At 36.2% G+C, this 19,740-nt stretch carries 16 protein-coding genes; 3 read left to right on the top strand and 13 right to left on the bottom strand.

All coding sequences use genetic code 11. The annotated features are described in order from the left end of the window. Positions 1-2 precede the first annotated feature (2 nt). A complete protein-coding gene (locus tag DDF69_RS15905) occupies positions 3-740 on the top strand; it encodes a hypothetical protein (RefSeq protein ID WP_114821643.1) in 738 nt (245 codons plus the stop codon). A gap of 56 nt (positions 741-796) precedes the next feature. Here the strand turns inward: DDF69_RS15905 and serS are convergent, their stop codons facing one another. The 11 genes from serS to DDF69_RS15850 form a co-directional block, all read right to left on the bottom strand. Then, on the bottom strand, positions 797-2,065 hold the full coding sequence (gene serS, locus DDF69_RS15900; protein WP_114821642.1) for a serine--tRNA ligase: 1,269 nt from the start codon (positions 2,063-2,065) through the stop codon (positions 797-799). 66 nt (positions 2,066-2,131) lie between these two features. Next, entirely contained in the window at positions 2,132-2,650 is a 519-nt protein-coding gene (locus DDF69_RS15895; protein WP_114821641.1) for a hypothetical protein, read from the bottom strand. A gap of 37 nt (positions 2,651-2,687) precedes the next feature. Beyond that, a complete protein-coding gene (gene asnB / locus DDF69_RS15890; protein WP_114821640.1) occupies positions 2,688-4,586 on the bottom strand; it encodes an asparagine synthase (glutamine-hydrolyzing) in 1,899 nt (632 codons plus the stop codon). A gap of 67 nt (positions 4,587-4,653) precedes the next feature. Continuing rightward, a complete protein-coding gene (locus tag DDF69_RS15885) occupies positions 4,654-5,907 on the bottom strand; it encodes a lipopolysaccharide biosynthesis protein (RefSeq protein ID WP_114821639.1) in 1,254 nt (417 codons plus the stop codon). A gap of 5 nt (positions 5,908-5,912) precedes the next feature. After that, a complete protein-coding gene (locus DDF69_RS15880) occupies positions 5,913-7,046 on the bottom strand; it encodes a glycosyltransferase (protein WP_114821638.1) in 1,134 nt (377 codons plus the stop codon). Positions 7,047-7,144: 98 nt separating this feature from the next. Then, positions 7,145-7,633, bottom strand: a complete 489-nt coding sequence (locus DDF69_RS15875; RefSeq protein WP_034692627.1) for a hypothetical protein — start codon at positions 7,631-7,633, stop codon at positions 7,145-7,147. 109 nt (positions 7,634-7,742) lie between these two features. Next, positions 7,743-8,879, bottom strand: a complete 1,137-nt coding sequence (locus tag DDF69_RS15870; RefSeq protein WP_114821637.1) for a hypothetical protein — start codon at positions 8,877-8,879, stop codon at positions 7,743-7,745. Positions 8,880-8,899: 20 nt separating this feature from the next. Continuing rightward, entirely contained in the window at positions 8,900-9,685 is a 786-nt protein-coding gene (locus DDF69_RS15865) for a (Fe-S)-binding protein (RefSeq protein ID WP_034692631.1), read from the bottom strand. A 79-nt stretch (positions 9,686-9,764) separates the two neighbouring features. Continuing rightward, positions 9,765-11,102, bottom strand: a complete 1,338-nt coding sequence (locus tag DDF69_RS15860; protein WP_114821636.1) for a (Fe-S)-binding protein — start codon at positions 11,100-11,102, stop codon at positions 9,765-9,767. A gap of 8 nt (positions 11,103-11,110) precedes the next feature. Continuing rightward, on the bottom strand, positions 11,111-12,061 hold the full coding sequence (locus tag DDF69_RS15855) for an MlaD family protein (RefSeq protein WP_114821635.1): 951 nt from the start codon (positions 12,059-12,061) through the stop codon (positions 11,111-11,113). Positions 12,062-12,189: 128 nt separating this feature from the next. Continuing rightward, positions 12,190-14,343: a SurA N-terminal domain-containing protein gene (locus DDF69_RS15850; RefSeq protein ID WP_114821634.1), complete on the bottom strand. Its 2,154-nt coding sequence runs from the start codon at positions 14,341-14,343 to the stop codon at positions 12,190-12,192. Between the two features lie 260 nt (positions 14,344-14,603). Here DDF69_RS15850 and lon point away from each other — a divergent pair, with 260 nt between their 5' ends. Both lon and DDF69_RS15840 read left to right on the top strand, forming a co-directional pair. Further along, positions 14,604-17,009, top strand: coding sequence for an endopeptidase La (gene lon / locus DDF69_RS15845; protein WP_114821633.1), 2,406 nt, complete (start codon positions 14,604-14,606; stop codon positions 17,007-17,009). Between the two features lie 208 nt (positions 17,010-17,217). Further along, entirely contained in the window at positions 17,218-18,330 is a 1,113-nt protein-coding gene (locus DDF69_RS15840) for an AI-2E family transporter (protein ID WP_114821632.1), read from the top strand. Positions 18,331-18,456: 126 nt separating this feature from the next. Here DDF69_RS15840 and DDF69_RS15835 read toward each other — a convergent pair whose 3' ends face one another. Continuing rightward, positions 18,457-19,326, bottom strand: coding sequence for an IS3 family transposase (locus tag DDF69_RS15835; RefSeq protein WP_228411904.1), 870 nt, complete (start codon positions 19,324-19,326; stop codon positions 18,457-18,459). Next, positions 19,323-19,740 (bottom strand): transposase (locus tag DDF69_RS22315; RefSeq protein WP_410494286.1); only part of this gene is annotated, 418 nt, incomplete at its 5' end. The genes DDF69_RS22315 and DDF69_RS15835, both read right to left, overlap by 4 nt.

Genomic DNA, 19,740 nt, shown 5'->3' with positions numbered 1-19,740 from the left:
TTATGAAGAAAACCATCATCTTATTTCTGATCAGTCTTTTTATATTGCAATCCTGCAGTATCAATTCTGAAATTGTCTATCATAAAGATGCAGCCTCCTCTTCTGTCACCGATATTGATACAAGAGAGTTTATGGCTGAAATGATGGCGATGACACCGGATTCATTAAAGCAGAAGGAATTTGGGGAAATGGACAGGCTTCCGACTACCTGGACAAGCATGTATGATCTTGCCAAAAAAGAAGGAAAGTTAAAAACCGAAAATCCGGACTCCATCAGAATCATGAAAAAAGTTTTCATGAAATCCACAAAGGAGGACAACAAGCTGGCAGGATTTTCTTTTAAAATGGAACATTTTACTCCCGAAGATTATTTGGTTTTGAAAAGTTTTACAAAGACTGAAAAAATCCCTTTAGATCAAAATATTTATAATAACTGGGATGGAAAAACGCTCACTATTGATACAGAAAATTTTAATCTTAGAAGTATTGAAGAGGCTGTAAAGACCAAAAGTTCAAAGGAAGAAGCTGAGAAAGTAGCCGGTATGATGGTAATGTTTTTCAAAAATATTGGTACAACCTTAAAATTTGAAAATAAAATAAAATCCATTTCAGGTAAACATGACTGGGTAAAACAGATTGACGACCATTCCATAAGAATAGACTATGATCTGAAAGCCATTTATGATAAAGATACAAAACTCAAAAACGAAGATAAAAAGATTACCATCGTTACAGAATAAAAAACAAAAACCACCGGAGATCGGTGGTTTTTTATATACTTAATCAAAATATTCTCTTAGTTAATAACATCAAATCTCGCATATTCTGCAATCTTCTTAGGAAGCTTAATTCCTTCCGCTGTCTGGTTATTCTCCAGCAATGCGGCCATAATTCTTGGTAATGCCATTGCTGATCCGTTTAAGGTATGAACCAACTGAGATTTACCATCTCCTTTGTAACGGCATTTCAGTCTATTGGCCTGAAATGTTTCATAATTCGAAACAGAGCTTACTTCCAGCCACATTTCCTGAGCGGCACTCCAAACTTCAAAATCATAAGTCATTGCAGATCCAAAACCTGTATCACCACCGCAAAGCCTTAAAACTCTGAACGGAAGTTCAAGATCGGTAAGGATTTCTTTGATATGCTCTACCATTTCTTCCAAAACAGCATAAGAATTTTCCGGTTTTTCAATTCTTACGATTTCTACTTTTTCAAACTGGTGAAGACGGTTCAATCCTCTTACGTGAGCACCATAGCTTCCCGCTTCTCTTCTGTAGCACTGAGAGAAAGCTGTATTCTTAATCGGAAGATCTTTCTCGTCAAATAATACATCGCGGTAAAGGTTTGTTACAGGCACTTCAGCAGTAGGAATCAGGTATAATTTATCTTCATTGATATAATACATCTGTCCTTCTTTATCCGGCAGCTGCCCGGTTCCAAAACCAGATGCTTCATTGACAACGTGAGGAGGATTTACTTCTGTATATCCTTTTTCTACGTTTTTATCTAAGAAATACTGAACCAAAGCTCTTTGTAATCTTGCCCCTTTCCCTAAATACACAGGGAAACCTGCACCGGCAATTTTAACCCCTAATTCAAAATCAATAAGGTTGTACTTCTTCGCCAGTTCCCAGTGAGGAATAGCTCCTTCACCAAGACCTTCTACCGGATGAGACTGGAAAATGATTTCGTTATCATCAGCAGAAGCTCCGCTTTTTACCAATTCATTCGGAATATTGGGAAGCAGGTACAGAATATTCAGTAAGTCGTTTTCTTTACCTTCTAACTGGGATTTCAATTCTGAGCTCGACTCTTTGTATTGTGCTGTTTTAGACTTTGCAGATTCCGCTTCTTCTTTTTTCCCTTCTTTCATCAAAAGTCCGATTTCTTTCGAAATTTTGTTGATTTCGGAAAGCTGGGAATCTAGTTCAAACTGGATTCTTTTTCTTTCGTCGTCGGCAGCGATAGCCTCGTCTACCAACTCAAGATTTTTGAATTGTCTTTTCTTAAGACCTTCTAAAACGCGTTCTTTATTGTCGCGCAAAAAATTGACTTGTAACATTTTATTTAGATGTTAAATATTAGATGTTTAGCTCATAATAAGCTAACAATTATACAAATTTAAAAATTATTTTGTGATCGTAACGGTATTTATTGAAGTAGGTGCATCAGCATCTTTTGAAAACACTTCATTTCCGTCATACAAAACCTTTGAAACCTGAAAAGCCGTAGGAGTATTACGATATTGAACTTCCAATGTCCCGGTAACATTATCACTAACATTGGTACTCTTTGTAAAAGTAATCAACATTTTGGAATGGTAAGAAGTTCCTGTACCTGGTTGATCCGGGCTGATAGAATCCAGTCTTCTTCTTTTTGCTCCTGCAAGATATTCCATATAGTATAATGACTCGGGTGACGTTTTTAACGAAATACTTACCGGAGAAATATCTTTCGTTCCAAAAATATCATTCACGGAATATCCCGTATAAGATCCTGTAAGTTTACTGTTCAGAAGATCTTGACCCGCACTGTTTTTCATATAAATATTCAGCTCCTGATCTATTCTCTGCAAAGAATCATCATCATTTTTACAACTGATAAGTGCGAAAACTGCAACCAATATGCCCCAAAAATATTTCATCATAATACAAAGGTAAAATATTAATCTTTAGACTGCTTCTTTATTCTTCAAAATATTTCTGATACCATAGCTCAAAGGTAACCAGCTGCCATATTTTCACCCAATCATACTCATGTTCCTGATGATTCCACCACTCATCAATCACTGCAGCATTAAAGAAATTTCTCTTTTTTAAGCTTTCAAGATTTTCAACGATAAAGTCTCTTACTCTTTTTTCGTTTTTAATGAAATGACTGACAGGAAATGAAAATCCTTTTTTAGGCATATTCAAAACTGCCTGAGGAAGATATTTTTCAGCGGTTTTACGTAATAGAGGTTTATTCTGAACTCCATTAAATCTGATATTCTGTGGAAGTACAGATACATAATCTATCAGGCTGTTACTCAGATAAGGATAACGGAATTCCACGCTGTATTTCATGGCACTCAGATCATCCCGGAAAACATGGTGGGAAGAGAGTGAATATTTCATGTCATATTCAAAATACCCGGCATAGTTTTTTGCTTCTGAAAGGTGGTATTTTGAAAGATGTAAATCTATTTTACCATAAATATCGGGGTTTATAAGACTTTTAACTTCCAACGGTCTCATACTGATCTGGCTTTGTCTGAAAAAATCAAACATATGATCCTGGGAGAAATAATTTTTTACCCGTTGTGAAAATTTATCTTTTGTAAAAATAAAAGGATTTACAAAATTGAAATTCCTCATCAGAAGCCATTTATTCAGCTTTAGCGTATGGGAATAGCCGGCAAAAAGTTCATCAGCTCCATTTCCGCTTAATACAACTTTAAAGTTTTTATCATGAGCGTATTTTGCCGCATTGATTAAGACTTCAAAACTGCTGTAAGGCTCTTCAAAATGCTGAATATTTTCTTTAAGGTCTTCTAATGCCTCGTCATCATTTACTTTTTTTATCTCATGCGGAACTCCAAAATGTTTTGCTGCCAGAGATGCATTTTTTACCTCTTCTTCAGAAAATGGATAAGATATAGTATATGTATTGATATTAGCATTAAAAGATTTTGATTTTGAAGCAATTAAGGTAGAATCAATTCCACCACTCATCATAATAGCCACAGGAACATCCGCATATAATTGTTCAGAAATACTTTCAGAAAGAAGTTCATCTATTTTTTTTACCGCTTCTTCTTCGGAAATATCGTTTGAAAGCGGTGAAGGTAATTTCCAGAATTTTTCTTTGGAGATCTTATAATCCTTTAAATCAATAGTCATAAAAGAAGCCGGTTCCAGGGAAAAAATATGCTGAAAACAGGTTTGCGGAGCCAATGTTGTCTGAAAAAGAAAATTCGTATAGACTCCATTCCAGTTGATTTCAGCTTTTACCAGTTCATTTTTCAGTAATATTTTTATTTCTGATCCCCAAACCAGTCCATCCTTACTGTGATGATAAAAAAGAGGTTTCATCCCCACTCTATCTCTTACCAATATCAGTTTTTGTGAGATAAGATCTACGATACAGATTGCAAACATTCCATCCAGTTTTGCAAAAGCAGAGTTTCCCCACTCTTGGTAAGCTTTGAGAATAACTTCAGTGTCTGAAGTACTGTGGAAAGAATACCCTAAAGATTCAAGTTCTTTCCTTAATTTTTTAAAATTATAGATCTCTCCGTTAAAGGTAATAATGATCTGCTCATTTTCTGAGAGCATAGGCTGATGCCCTTTTTCAGACAGATCAATAATGGATAATCTACGGAAACCCAGGGCAATATCTGAATTTATATCCTGTAAAACCGGAAACTGTTCTTTAATTTTTTGCGTGGAATCATTCCCTGAAAAAGAAATTCCCTGATCAGCACTGTATAACCAGAATCCTTCATCATCCGGCCCGCGGTGTTTGATCGCCTGATTCATTTCCAGAATATTTGTTGAGGAAATACTTTTATGAAATGAATAATAACCGGTGATTCCGCACATAGTAAAGGATTAATAGATATGTAAAAATAGGAAAAATGACATTATGGTAAGGGGAGCTCTGAAGTAATTATTTCTTAACAAATTTTTGCTTTAAAAGCTGTATTTCTTCTTTTGTAATCATATAGTCTTTCAAAGTAAACGGAGTAGAATTATAAAACTTTCTGAACAACAGAAAAGCAGAAACAAAATAGGACGATGTAGTAGCAACACAAGCGCCTATAATTCCCCATCTTGGTATTGCAATGAAAGAAAATACAACGGTAACCACAAGGCCTACAATTGATTTGACATTAAGAATTTTCAGTTCTCTCATTCCTGAAAAGTAATGTCCCACCATATCACTTACCGCAATAGCAAAAATTCCCGGCGATAAAAGGAGCATGATTTCTTTGGTATCTCTGAATTCTTTTCCGAAAATCATCTCGTAAACCTGAGAGGGTATGATAATGATTCCCAGCACAAAACCAATCATCAGAAAAAAGGTCAGCTTTAAAGATTCTTTGGTTTTCTCAATAGATTCTTCCTTGCTTTTACTATTGACAACATCCGAGTATAGAATCACTGCAATACTGCGGGTAATAGTCCATATAGCTTCTGAAAAAGTAACTCCGATAGAAAATATTCCAACACTGGCGATGCCTTCAAAATATTCTAAGAAATAAAACGAAAGCCTGTAATTCAAAAACTGAACAAAAGCACTCAATTGAGTTTTCCAGCCATATTCAAACATATTTCTTCCTACCTCTTTACAGAATGATATTTCAGAAATATTGCATTTTTTGATAATCTGAAAGAAACTAGTGAGGAAAAGAAGCGCCAGACACCCGATCTGTGCAAGAAAATACACAGTAACATCTTTCTTTCTAAACCCATACACCAATATTCCTATAAAGATAATATGGACCAGTTGCTGTAAAACAGTATACACATTAAATCTTTTAATATTCTGTGTTCCAATAAACAAGCTGATATTGGTAGATAAAAGTGAAGAAAAAACAGATATTCCGATCAGATACAACAGATATTCACCCTGGATAGAAGCTATACTGAATAAAAACGGGATCAAAAGCCCTGTCAAAAGAGACCACAGATAGGCATACAATAAAACCTTTTCTATTTTAAACCTTGATGCGAAATAAGACGCACTGCTTCCGGAAAAGATACTGCTGAAAAAGCTTACTGCTGCAGCATTGGCCACCACAATAGAAATGGTTCCCTTACCCTCACTTCCCCACATATTCGTAGAATAGATCACCAGGCCGAAACTCAGGATCAGAATAAGAAAGCGTGAGACAAATGTTTTAATGATAGTAAGCTGCATGGTGATTATTTATCAATAGATTTTTTTACAAAATCAACGAAGGAATCTTTTATGAGTTCCCAATTATATTTTTCTTTAAATTCTTTTCGTGCATTGAGTGCGTGGGAATGATACAATTCAGGATTCCTGATATAATTAATGATCACTTCTGAGACTTCTTCAGCATTATGAGGCTCTACCAGGCTACCAAACGAAAGCTCTCCCATATGCTTCCGGATTCCTTTCAAATTTGAATAAATGACGGGTTTTCCTGCTCCCATAAAGTAAAACAATTTTATTGGCAGAGAATAGTTATTTTCAAAGTTAATTTCCCTGAGATCAAAACATAGATCCGCATCAGCAAATGCTTCTGTAAATGTTTCAAAACTTGTTGGTTTTCTGATCTCAATATCATCAAAAGAATAGCTCTTCAATAATGATGAAAAGTAGAATTCATCGCTTTCCTGTACCGTTGAGCCAATAATCAGAATCCTGATATGGAGTGCAGGCAGTTTTTGACGAAGCCTGTCTATTGCCTTAAAGAAATTTTCAATTCCTTTATCTTTAGAAATCTGACCGGTATAGCATAACTTGATGACGTTCGGATCGAGTTGCTTTATACTTTCATTGATGTAAATAGAATCTGGATAATAAGGAACAACGATCTGTTTTTTAAATCCAAAAAAATATGCTAAAGGAAACTTTTTCGTGGTTTCACCAAAAATGAAATGAGTACTTAAAAATCCGGCATACAACTGAATAAGAGAAAACTTTATGGCCTGAAAAATGCTAGCCGGAAACCTGTATTTTTGAAGCATTGACATGGAAGGATACCATTCTGTAACGTCATAGATACAACTTATCTTATGCTCTTTTACAAATTTCTTTACCGCTACAACAGCCAATGGTTCAGAACAAATGATACATTCGGGATGAAAGGTATTGCAAACTTTCTGGAAAGTTTCCATTTTAGTTTCTATACTTTCTTCCAGAATGGCAAAAGATTCTATTTCAATCCCTTCTATATAGCCTTTATACTCTGCATATAAACTGCATATTTTCACTTCATACCCATTATCTCTAAGAGCTTTCGCCTGATGATAAAAAATACGGTCATCATTATAGCTGTGGGAAGTCGTTAAAAAAAGTACTTTAGGCATTAGTCACTGCTCGAATCTATACAAATATACATTAAAACAAAAAAGTGGAAATATATTTTCCACTTTATGATTATTCTTTTGTATCAGCTTTACAGCGATTATTTTATAGAAGCCGCCCAACTCTTCTCCAAAGGAAGAAGGAAGTGGCTTAAAAAGTCAAGATACGTATTTTTAGAGAAGTCAAAAACCTGGATATCTTCTGCAAGTTCTCCGTTTCTCAACTTTGTTTTAAAATCAATTAATTTTAAAGTCTTCACTTCACCATTCTCCACAAAGCTTGCTTTCATCCTATCAAAAAGGCCTAATTGATATTCTTCATCAATTTCTCTCATCACCTTTCCCAAAGCATCAATGCTGCATCCTGAAGCCATTTCCTTTTCTTCATCCACACACACGATGATAAACTGATTCTTCTCAATTTTAAAGGAAGAAGAAAGGGGTTTTCCATGAGCAGCCCACGTTGCAAGGAAATCAAATAGTTTCTCCGTAATGGCTTTTGCTTCTTTTGTTTCGAAAGGTCTTGAAGCCGGGTATATAATGACTCTGTAGTCGTTGGTTTCTACAATATTAGATTCTTCGATTTTCATAATGTAAATATTTATTTTTCAAGGACTTATCAAGTATAATAAATTCTGATCACTGACCAGAACATCAATTTAACGCTGATTGAATATCCTTATCATCTTAAATACAAAATTACGCAATTTTCCCGAGTTTAAGATCATTGTATTTTTTACTCAACACATAGAGCGTCATAATGAAAAGGGGAAAAATGAATGGAAAGAAAAACCTTAATGCAGCAGACTGCGGAAAGAAGAAGAACTTGATATAGACATTCACCACGAAAAGAATGGAAATCATTCTTACCCATGCATCTTTGGAACGCCAGAAGATAATTCCCATCATAATGGCTAAGGATAAAGTTACCTTTTTGAAATAAATAATCTTGATGTAAATGATACTGAGATAGTCCATTAGACTAACGTCTATCGGATGTGTTGAAATAATAGGTCTTCTATCGATAAAAGTGTCATAAAAGAGATCTTTCCATCCCGGATAATGATAAAACTTAATGATGGCCAGATACATGACCAGAAGAACTATTCCCTGTACAATAAAAGAAACATCAATTTTCTTTTCCTGAAAATAATGAAAAAAGAAAACAGCGACAATGTAAGTCAGGGTGAATGTAATATAATCCGGCCGTATAAAGGTAATCCCAAACAGAAGTACAAACATGGCCCATTTGCTCCATTTTTTAAGTAAACCGATAATAAAGATCAGCATAAACTGAAAAATAAACATATCCGGTGTAGAGACCCTTGACATGTACGTCATTGGTGGCAAAAGCATTGCTGCAATGGTTAATACGATAGCAAGCCAGTATTTTTTCGGGAACAGGAGTTTTAGAATATAAAATAATAATATTCCTGAAAAAAAGTAAGAAATAAGACTGGTAAACAATACGGCCATTGGTGCTGTAAACCCAAGTTTATAAAACAGGGTGATCACAAGAATATACCCTACTTTGATCTGAAAATAGGGTAATTGTTCTGTAAAAGATTGTGTATTTTTTACGAAATACTGCCTGGGAATGTCCCATTGCTTTATTCCGATAATGTCCGTATAATGTTCTGCGGGAGCCTCTTTTTTTATTTCCTCATACGTAAGGATTCTAACTTTATCAGGAGAATCCGGGAACTCGGAAGTATACATACATCCCATATAGCCCGGCATATCCCAGTCATACACTCTGTTCTGATAATTCCAGAATGTAAGAAGAGCAAGTATCGAAATGATAAACAAAAAGGAGAGTCTCCATTTCAGCTTCATAAGCCTGTATAAGATTTCAATTATAAGTCTTCTGCTTCAGCAAGAAGTTCAACGATATCTTTTACGGCAACTTCTGTATTTTTGTTAAAATGTTTTACACCATCCGTCATCATGGTATTACAGAAAGGGCACCCTGTAGCAATTACCTTAGGTTCAAAAGATAAAGCTTCTTCCGTTCTTTCAATATTGATGTCTTTCTTTCCTTTTTCAGGTTCTTTAAACATCTGTGCACCACCTGCTCCACAGCAAAGACCATTGGTCTTGCAGCGTTTCATTTCTACAAGCTCAGCGTCCAGTTTCTCCAGAAGCATTCTTGGAGCTTCATATTCGTCATTGGCACGTCCCAGATAACATGGATCATGGAAAGTAATTTTTTTCCCTCTGAATGCACCTCCTTCAATCTTCAGTCTTCCTTCTTCCATTAAGGTTTTAAGGAACTGAGTATGGTGTACCACATCAAAGTGTCCGCCAAGGCTTGGATATTCATTTTTAAGGGTATTAAAACAGTGCGGACAAGCCGTTACGATTTTCTTTACTTCGTAAGCATTCAATACTTCAATATTGGTAAGTGCCATCATCTGGAATACAAATTCGTTTCCGGCTCTTTTTGCAGGATCTCCGGTACAGCTTTCTTCCTGTCCCAGAACTGCAAATTCAACTCCTATTTTATTTAATATCTTGCAAAATGCTTTCGTAATTTTTTTAGCACGGTCATCAAAACTTCCCGCACATCCAACCCAAAATAAAACTTCAGGGGCTTTTCCTTCGGCAGCATATTCTGCCATTGTTTTTATAGTGAAATCCATTCTAAATCAAATTTATCAATATACCAATGTAACAGTTTACCAATGATTGTTACATCGTTACATTATTTACATTGTTACATTAATTTTCGTTTGCCCAGTTCAGACGGTCAGCCTGGTTGTACTGCCATGGAGCGGCATTGTTTTCCACGTTTGTCATCATCAGATTCAGTTCCTGTGGAGCAGCAGACTGTTCCATCACCAGGAATCTTCTCATTTCAAAAATAATGGAAAGCGGATCAAGCAATACCGGACAGGCTTCCGTACATGCATTACATGTGGTACAAGCCCAAAGTTCTTCTTTTGTAATATAATCGTTCAACAGTTTTTTACCGTCATCAACGAATTTTCCGTTTTGATCAATGTTTCGTCCTACTTCTTCCAATCGGTCTCTGGTTTTCATCAGGATCAATCTCGGAGAAAGTTTTTTACCGGTAATATTAGCCGGACAAACAGAAGTACAACGTCCGCATTCTGTACATGAATAAGCATTCAGCAATTGTACCTGATTCAGATCAAAAATATCTTCGGCTCCAAATTTAGAAGGGACATCAGCCTCAGCTCCTTCAGCCGGAGCAGCATACGGATCTGCATTAGGATCCATCATTAATTTGATCTCCTTTGTTACAGACTCAAGGTTGTTGAATTTTCCTTTTTTATCAAGATTGGCATACCATGTACTTGGAAATGCCAGGATAATATGTAAATGTTTTGAATAATAAAGATAGTTCATGAAGAAAAGAATCCCTACAAAGTGGAACCACCATGCAGCTTTTTCTGTGAACATTAAAAATCCGCTATCAAAGCTGAAGATTTCCAAGAACGGAACAAACGTCATCTCACTGATCGGGAAGCTTCCGTGCTCCGGTAAAACACCTCTTGATTGTAAAATAAAATCTGAAGCATTCATCATAAAGAAAGCCATCATTAAGGCGAATTCAATAATCAAAATCCAATTGGCATCATTTTTTGGCCAACCGAAAAGTTCTTTCATCGTCAATCTCTTCACTCCGTAAAAATTTCTACGGATAAAGAAAATGACAACCCCAACCACCACTAAAAGTGCCAGCACTTCTAATGTTGCAGTAAAGAAACTATAGAAGGTATGCCCGAAAATGCTTGATAAAAAGCGGTGGGTCCCAAATATTCCATCAACAACAATTTCTATTAATTCAATATTAATAATCACAAAACCTACATATACAAAAAGGTGTAAAATTCCTGCAACAGGACGTGCTGTCATTTTACTCTGTCCCATGGCTACACGGGCCATCGTTTCCCAGCGCTCTCCTTTTCTGTCGTTTCTATTGATTTCGTGACCTAACCTGATATTTCTATAGATCTTCTGGAGACTTTTGGCAAACAGCCCAAATCCCGCCACTAATAAAATCAGGAAAATAATGTTATCGATGTACTGCATAAGGCATATTAGTCTTTGTTATTTTTACCGAAAACCGAGAAGTTGATATATCTCTTCGGATTCGCTTTCATATCTTCGATTAATGTATTCAGATTGGAAGAAGCTGAATTCAGGTTGTTGTACAGTTGATCGTCCTTCATCAGTTTACCTAAGCTTCCTTCTCCTTTATCAATACCTCCAATCACCTGATTCAATTTTCCAACGGTAGCATCCAAATTGGCAATTGTAGCATTCAACTGTTTCGTATCAATGCTCTGAGCCAGATTTCCATACTTATCTAAAGTTACTTTTCCACTCTGCATCGTAAGACTTGCGTCATCCAGCACTTTTTGAAGTTTTGGATCATTGTGCCCTACCAGTGTATTTACACTTCCTGCTGTAGACTGCAACGCTCCTACTGTTTTGTTAAGGTTGGCTAATAAAGCTTTTATTTCAGCTCTGTTTTGAGCATCAAAAACCTGATTGGCATTGGCCATTAAAGAGTCTACTCTATGCAAAACCACCTGTAGCTGATCTTTTACCGGACCAACCTGAGAAGAAAGACTTCCCAATGTTCCCAGTTTGAAAGCTCCTTTTAAGGTATCTCCGTCTTTTGCAGTCGGTCCTCCATACATAAGGTTTACTCTCATTTCTTTACCGGACATTAATCCCGGTTCAAAGATCTCCAATGATGAGTTTTTTGAAAATTCGAATTTGTTTTCAACGGTAATTTTTACGACAAAATTAATCTTTCCATCTTTTGAGGTGATAGGAATAATCTTATCTACCTGCCCTACTTTCAGACCATTAATAGACACTGCCGCAGACTGCGCCAGACCTTCTACATTGTCATATTTTGCGTAAAATATATTGTCGGTAGTAAAAAGGCTTTTCCCTTTCATAAACTGAAACAACACCACAAAGCCTACGATAGCTAGAAGTGCAATCACACCAGCTTTTAATTCTTTACTGAACTTCACTTGCTAATTTTTTTCTAATAAGCAAATATAATACATTTTAAATAAATCTTTTCCTTTATTATTCTGCCATAAATACAAAAAAAGCGACAAAAAATTTTGTCGCTTTTTATATCATTGAAATGAATTTCTTATTGTTGCTGATTTCCCAGCTTGTTCCAGATCTCGATTCTGTAATCTTCGATATCTGCATTGTCCTGAAGACTCTTCATCCAGGCCTGTCCGAACATTCCTGCATTTCTCTGAGTAAGAGATTCTGTAAACTGCTTAAGATCTCCAGGCTGTTTGTTTACAGTTTCTGACTTCTTGATCAAAACATAAACTCCTGTTCCACCTTCAACCGGGTTGGAAAGTTTACCTTTTGCAACACCGAATGCTGCACCGGCAACTTTAGGTTCCATAGCACCTGCTACTGAAGGATTCAATAGGTTCACCTGAGCAGATTGTTTTGGAGCGGCAAACAATTTAGCAATCTGATCTAAGCTTGAAGCTTTTGCTGCTGCTATTTTATCAGAAATTTGTTTGGCTGCCAGTTTATTTTTAACGATAACTTCGATCTGATCTCTTACAGATTCAGGATCTGCAAGACCAGCTTCCTGTTTTCCGTTCAGATACACTACAATTTTATCACCTGTTCCGTCTACTGTAAATAATTCAGTATCTCCTTTCGATCTTTTCTTATCAAAAGCCCATGCAAGGATATCAGCATCTTTTTCAGTACCTAAGCCCTGAAGCTGACCTTCAAATCTTTTTGCTGCTTTTGGATTAGAAAACTGATAGTTTCCTTTCTTAGCAATGTTCACGAAATCGTTGAAAGATTTCCCCTGAACCTGCTGAATGAATTTTCTTGAGTTTTTGTCTGTTTCAGCCTCAGTAGCATCTGAAGGTTTGATTGCTTTCACAAGGTTAGCAACTTTATACCCCATTGATCCTGATTTTTTATCTTCAATATTGATGATATGGTAACCGAACTGTGTTTCTACTACTCCAGTAGCTCCTTTAGGATTGTTTGCAAGATAAGCAAGGAATTCCGGAACGAAAGGTGTCTCTGGTGTTGTCCAACCAAGGCTACCTCCCTGAGCTGCAGAATTCGGGTCACTTGACAGCTTAAGGAATTCTGTAAATTTAGCAGGAGTAGCTTTTACAATTGCCCCAATTGAGTCTGCCAATTTCTTAGCCTGCTCTTTGGTTCTAGTAACTCCTTCACCTGCAGGGCTTCCTTTGAATGCAATAAGGATATGTCTTGATAAAGTAGAATCTGAAGGTCTTTTACCTACCAGTTTAGAAACTACATATACATCTTGTTCTTTATAAGGACCAAAAGTCTGACCTACTGCTGCTGCAGTGATCTGATCTTTGATTGTTGGAGGCAATTGAGCAGGATTCAAATACTGAGGATTGAATGGTGCATCAGAATTTGCTGCTACAAACATAGAATCGTTTTTAGTATTCTGGAAGTTTTCAGTTCCTCCACTAGCATCTGTACCTCCTGAATATAATTTTGTAATTTCTTTCAGAGCTGCTGCATCATCTGCTGCACTTGGTTTAGATGGGAAAAATACGATACCGATATTTCTGCTTGGCTCAGCTTTGAACATTACAGGGTGCTTCTTGATGTAATCAGCAAGATCCTGTGTAGTAACATTGATCTTTGTTTTTTGAAGATAAGCCGTATAATCTACTTTTACAAAGTCGATATCTGCAAGCTGATCTCTCTGCTTCATCAATTCTTCAGCTTCTTTTTTACCTGTAGTAATCCCTGCTGAAAGATTAGTAAACACCTGTCTTGCCATTAGTCTGTACTCGATAGTCTTTCTTGTTTTCAACCACTGAGTATATCCCTGAGGATTGGTGTTTTGTAATGTTTCAATTTCTTTTTTAAGCTCTTGAGTTTTAAAATTACCTTTCTCATCAAAGAACTGTTGATTCTGAGCAAACATCTGATCGTACTGGATCTGATTCCAGAAATAATCATCAGTCATTTCAAAGCCAAGCTTCTCAAACTGTTGTTTGATAAGTTTAGATTGTACAAGTAACTGCCACGCCTGCTCTTCAAGACCGTTTTTCGGACGACCTTGCTGTTCAGCCTGCTGCTGCAACACGAAAAGCTGATCATTGAACTCTTCGCGGGTGATTTTCTCACCATTTACTTTTCCTAAAACGTCAGGATTCTTACCAAAAACCTTGTCGATACTATCGGGGTTCACCAGGAACGCCAAAAGCGCTAAGGCTATTACTCCCATTAAAAGCCAAGGCTTACTCCTAATCTGTCCTAAAATTGCCATTTTATAAATTATAGTTTTTTATCAGTTTGCGAAAATACACATTTTTAAGAAATTACAGAAACAGAACTGCTTTATTTTGATTTTTAATGCAAAGATTATCTAAAAAAGGAAATTTTGACCGTATTTTTAAGTAAAAAACAAATGGCATAAGTATTGTGCATTTTTAGAATATTATAATATGCCACACGTTTTCAGAGTATATTATAAAAATTTCCTTTAACGATAAAAAACGAAAATGACAATTTGTCATTCGATTGACTATGACAGAATTTGAAGATATAAGTTTAGAAGAAATGATCAGTGACGGATTTGATATCGTAACTGAAGAAATCAATCTTTCCGACTTCGCAGAGACTGATAAAAATTCCGAACAGAAAATATTCCCTATACTTCCCGTAAGAAATATGGTGATGTTCCCCAATGTGGTAATTCCTATTACTGCAGGGAGAAAGACGTCTATTCAGCTTCTTGAAGAGGCACAGAAAAACGGTGATTTTATTGGCATTGTAAGCCAGAAAAATTCGGAGCTGGAACAGCCGACCGAAAAAGACATATACACTACCGGTACACTGGCAAAGATTATTAAGATCATTAAGCTGCCGGAAGGTAATATTACAGCTATTACCAAAGGGTTTCACAGATTTAAGATAAAAAAAATCATTGATAACCAACCCTATTTCAAAGCTGAAATATCAAAATTAAAAGATACACGACCTACAGATCAGGAGGAGTATGAAGCATTACTGGAGAACATCAAAGATCTTGCTTTAAAGATTATTGAACTGGATCCTAATATTCCTAATGCCGCCAACTTTGCGATCAAAAATATAAACAATAATGATGATCTTCTGAATTTCATCTGTACCAATGCTAATTTTTCTTCGATTGCAAAACAAAAGCTGCTTGAAGAGAAAAGCCTGATGACGAGAGCCAACCAATGCTACGAGCTGATGCACGAGGATTTCAGAAAACTGGAACTGAGAAATCAGATTCATCAGAAAACCTCAAAGGACTTAGATAAGCAACAGAGAGAATACTTCCTGAATCAACAAATCAGAACAATCCAGGAAGAACTGGGCGGCGGACCTGAAAGTGATGTGGAAGATCTGATTGCCAAGGCTAAAACAAAAAAATGGAGCAAGGAGGTAGAAGAGCATTTCCAAAAGGAAATTAGCAGGCTTCAACGTCAGAATCCTAATTCTCCGGACTATAATGTTCAGAGAAACTATCTGGATTTCTTTACGGACCTTCCCTGGGAAACTTATACAAAAGATATTTTTGATATTGCAAAAGCTGAAAAAATACTTGACAAAGCACATTTCGGTCTGGAAGATATCAAGAAAAGAATTCTGGAGCACATGGCTGTTTTAAAATTAAAAAACAACATGAAGTCTCCTATTCTACTATTGGTAGGGCCTCCGGGTGTGGGTAAAACCTCTTTAGGAAAATCTATTGCTGATGCTTTAGGAAGAAAATATGTAAGATTATCACTAGGTGGTCTTCATGACGAGAGTGAAATCCGCGGACATAGAAAAACATATATCGGAGCTATGGCGGGAAGAATTTTACAGTCTATCAAAAAATCAGGTACTTCAAATCCTGTAATTGTTCTTGATGAGATTGATAAAATCGGACAGGGTCTTCACGGAGATCCAAGCTCAGCACTCTTAGAAGTTCTTGATCCTGAACAAAATAAATCTTTTTATGATAATTTCCTGGAGATGGGTTATGACCTTTCAAAAGTAATGTTCATTGCGACTGCCAACTCACTTTCAACCATACAGACGCCTCTTTTAGACAGAACCGAAATTATTCAGATTGCCGGTTATACTTTGGAGGAAAAGATTGAGATAGCCAAAAGACATCTGATCAGGAAACAACAGGAGGAAAATGGTCTGGATGCGAAATCATTCAAACTTGGAAATGCAGAACTCAAACATATTATAGAAGCTCACACTTCTGAAAGCGGAGTGAGAACCCTGGAAAAAAGAATTGCGGCCATCGGAAGATGGGTAGCACTACAGACTGCTTTGGTAAAGGAGTACGATCCAAAAATTTCAGTGGAAAAAGTAGATGAGATTCTTGGAGTTCCAAGACCGAAAAGCTTATCTGAAATCACCGGAGTTCCGGGTGTGGTAACTGGTCTTGCATGGACAAGTGTAGGAGGAGATATCCTTTATATTGAAAGTATTTTAAGCAATGGTAAAGGAGCGTTAACCATGACCGGAAACCTGGGAACGGTAATGAAAGAGTCTGCGACTATTGCTTTGGAATATATTAAAGCTAAGCATGATGAATTGGGCATTCCTCAGGAAGATATTGAAAAGAAAAACATCCACGTACACGTTCCTGAAGGTGCAACGCCAAAAGACGGGCCGTCTGCTGGTATTGCGATGCTGACATCAATGGTTTCTTCGTTTAAAAACAAGAAAGTAAAACCTCACCTTGCCATGACGGGAGAAATTACCTTAAGAGGGAAAGTACTACCTGTAGGCGGAATCAAAGAAAAGCTTCTTGCCGCAACAAGAGCAGGAATCAAAGATGTTATTCTTTGTGAGGCCAACAGAAAAGATGTGGAGGAAATCAAAAAAGATTATCTGAAAAATCTGAGAGTACATTACGTCAACAGAATGGAAGAAGTCATTGACATCGCCATTGAAGAATAAAACAACTTATAACATATTAACTTCTCAATAAAGAAACACGTTCTGATATTCAGGGCGTGTTTCTGTTTTAGGTAAAAAAATCACAATCAACCTGACTGGGTGGAATAAAATTTGATACAATCCAAGAGAATCCTGAAGGTTTGAATAAAAAATTTTTCAATTTGGAAGGGTTTTCTTATTTTTATTCCACACCGCATATTTTTAGATTATGAATTTTCTTAGACTTCCTTTCCTTGTCAAGCTTACGCTTGTGGTGGTTTCCATCATTGGACTTGGCTATCTTCTGGCATTGGGACAGAGTATTTTAGCTCCGTTTTTCCTGGCATTCCTTATGGCAATGCTGTTTCTGCCTGCAGCTACTTTTATGGAAAGAAGACTAAGATTTCCAAGGTCTATATCGACCATGACTTCAGTATTCATTATGCTGATGATTTTAGGCGGTATTATTTATTTCTTTACCAATCAGCTGTCTGATTTCAGCAAGGATCTTCCACACCTCAAGGAACAGTTTACCACTGTTTTTAACAGCCTTCAGCATTGGGTTTCCAGAACATTCAATGTGAAAGTGGATGAACAGGTGGATTATATTAACCAGGGATTAACCAAACTGTTGTCTTCTTCGGGAGTCATTTTAGGGTTTACATTCGGAATTTTTTCAACGGGCTTCGGCTTCATTATATTTTTCACCCTGTTTTTTATCTTTATTTTAAATTACAGAAGACTTTTAAATAATTTTATTGTTACGGTTTTCAACGAAAGACATAAAGCGAGTGTACAGGAAGCCGTGAACGAGATCCGGATTATGACTAAGAAATACATCTTCGGACTCTTTCTTCAGGTGATTATCGTTTCCATTTTAACATCCACTCTTCTTACCATTCTGGGAGTAAAATATGCTATTCTTCTGGGAGTTCTGACAGGATTGTTAAATGTTATTCCGTATCTGGGAATTTTTATTTCCCTTTTGATTTCCTGTTTTATAGCGTTTGCTACTTCTACGCCTTCAACCTGCATTTATGTCGCCTTAGGGTATATTGCCATTCATGCTGTAGATGGAAATATTGTCCTGCCATTTGTGGTGGGGTCTAAAGTAAAGATCAACGCTTTATTTTCTTTTATTGGAATCCTTTTAGGAGAACATCTTTGGGGAATTGCGGGAATGTTCCTGTGTATTCCGGCCATTGCAATTATAAAAATCATCTGTGAAAGAGTGGATGATCTCAAACCTTGGGGAAGACTACTCGGAGAAGAGCCCAAACCTCACAAGAAGAAAAAAAGCTACAAAATTTCCAAGAATATTACGTTGAAGGAAATGGACTAGAATATGAGTAATGAGTAATAAGTAATGAGTAATGGGTAATAATGGACATATTCCTAACTTTGAATGCTTACATATTAATGACTAGTCCTGAAAATCTGATACAGATTATAGTACAAAAATAAATAATTAAACCAGAGTAATTTTACTATTGCTTTGGTTTTTGTTTTTATAGGTTTTCATTTTAATTTGTGACTGTTTATGCATTTGGTTTGGAGTTAGATAATGATTTGAAAAATGTGGGCGTAAATTATTGTAGATTTCGATAGATTCATTTACTATCTTTTTCCTTAAATTGTTGTTTATATCATGTTTATCAATATCAAACTCATGCTTTAAAATACCATTTATTCTCTCTGCTACTGCATTTTGATAAGGATCAGAGTTTTGTGTCATACTACATTTTAATTGATGTTTCTGTAAAAGTCTTTGATACTCATTCGAGCAGTATTGTAAACCACGATCGGAATGATGGATTAAAGATTCTCTCATACCTTTATACTTCTTTAGAGCTCTTTTTAAAGCTATAATACTACTCTGTGTATTTAAATTGTCTGCAACAAAGTGTCCCATTATTTTCTTAGAATACGCATCAGTTATTAAACTTAAATAGCTTGGATTTTTTCGGTTCCCTATATAAGTAATATCTGCAACCCATACCTGGTTGGGCTTTGTTATCTGATAGTCAAGGAGCAGGTTCTTATGCTTTCTAAAACGATGATGAGAGTTGGTTGTAATGTGATAGCTTTTGCGAGGTTCAATCAATAAATGATTAGCTTTTAAGATGGCAAAGAATTTATCTCTCCCTACCTTAATGGAGCTTAAGGATCTCTGTAAAATAAAATATAATTTCCTGCCTCCTAACCGGGGCATCTTAACACGAAGATTCTCTACCAGCTTTACTACCTCTGAAGCTTTATCTTTACAAACTTTCGTACGCTTGATACTTCTATAATAGATTTGTCTATTTAACCCTAACAATCCACAAGTAAAAATCAAAGTTTCTTTTTCTTTACTGCGGAAGTAATCGATTGTTCGGGTGGTGAGTTTTTTCGAATATCAATGTGATATTCTTTCTCAGCCAGATCAATCATCATATCAAAAAATATGGACTTCTTATCTGCAATATAAGCCTGCTTTTCTAAAAAAGCCTTTTGCTTTTCAAGAAGCCTTACCTGGGCTTCTAATTCCATAATACGTTGTTCAGGTGTTTTTTCCATGGCATAAGGTCTTTGGTTTTCCCAATCAAAGTTACCATATTTTCTCAGCCAATTTAAAATAGTACCATGAGATTGAATACCATATTTCTTACGACAACTAGTAATAGTGGATGCTCCACATTCAACTTCTTTCACGATTTGAAGTTTTAAACTTAAACTGTAATCCTTCTGTGTGCGTTTAATGTACGTGGAT

Origin of the sequence: Chryseobacterium sp. KLBC 52 (genome assembly GCF_003347605.1) — a bacterium.
Taxonomy (GTDB): Bacteria; Bacteroidota; Bacteroidia; order Flavobacteriales; family Weeksellaceae; genus Chryseobacterium.
The sequence above is the reverse complement of the archived record's forward strand: the minus strand, read 5'-3'. Positions and strand labels throughout refer to the sequence as shown.

Coding starts and splice junctions, on each gene's coding strand:
- DDF69_RS15860 (WP_114821636.1), bottom strand. CDS start 11,102: ATGCAGTACATCGATAACATTATTTTCCTGATTTTATTAGTGGCGGGA.
- DDF69_RS15885 (WP_114821639.1), bottom strand. CDS start 5,907: ATGCAGCTTACTATCATTAAAACATTTGTCTCACGCTTTCTTATTCTG.
- DDF69_RS15875 (WP_034692627.1), bottom strand. CDS start 7,633: ATGAAAATCGAAGAATCTAATATTGTAGAAACCAACGACTACAGAGTC.
- DDF69_RS15880 (WP_114821638.1), bottom strand. CDS start 7,046: ATGCCTAAAGTACTTTTTTTAACGACTTCCCACAGCTATAATGATGAC.
- serS (WP_114821642.1), bottom strand. CDS start 2,065: ATGTTACAAGTCAATTTTTTGCGCGACAATAAAGAACGCGTTTTAGAA.
- DDF69_RS15895 (WP_114821641.1), bottom strand. CDS start 2,650: ATGATGAAATATTTTTGGGGCATATTGGTTGCAGTTTTCGCACTTATC.
- lon (WP_114821633.1), top strand. CDS start 14,604: ATGACAGAATTTGAAGATATAAGTTTAGAAGAAATGATCAGTGACGGA.
- asnB (WP_114821640.1), bottom strand. CDS start 4,586: ATGTGCGGAATCACCGGTTATTATTCATTTCATAAAAGTATTTCCTCA.
- DDF69_RS15840 (WP_114821632.1), top strand. CDS start 17,218: ATGAATTTTCTTAGACTTCCTTTCCTTGTCAAGCTTACGCTTGTGGTG.
- DDF69_RS15870 (WP_114821637.1), bottom strand. CDS start 8,879: ATGAAGCTGAAATGGAGACTCTCCTTTTTGTTTATCATTTCGATACTT.
- DDF69_RS15905 (WP_114821643.1), top strand. CDS start 3: ATGAAGAAAACCATCATCTTATTTCTGATCAGTCTTTTTATATTGCAA.
- DDF69_RS15850 (WP_114821634.1), bottom strand. CDS start 14,343: ATGGCAATTTTAGGACAGATTAGGAGTAAGCCTTGGCTTTTAATGGGA.
- DDF69_RS15865 (WP_034692631.1), bottom strand. CDS start 9,685: ATGGATTTCACTATAAAAACAATGGCAGAATATGCTGCCGAAGGAAAA.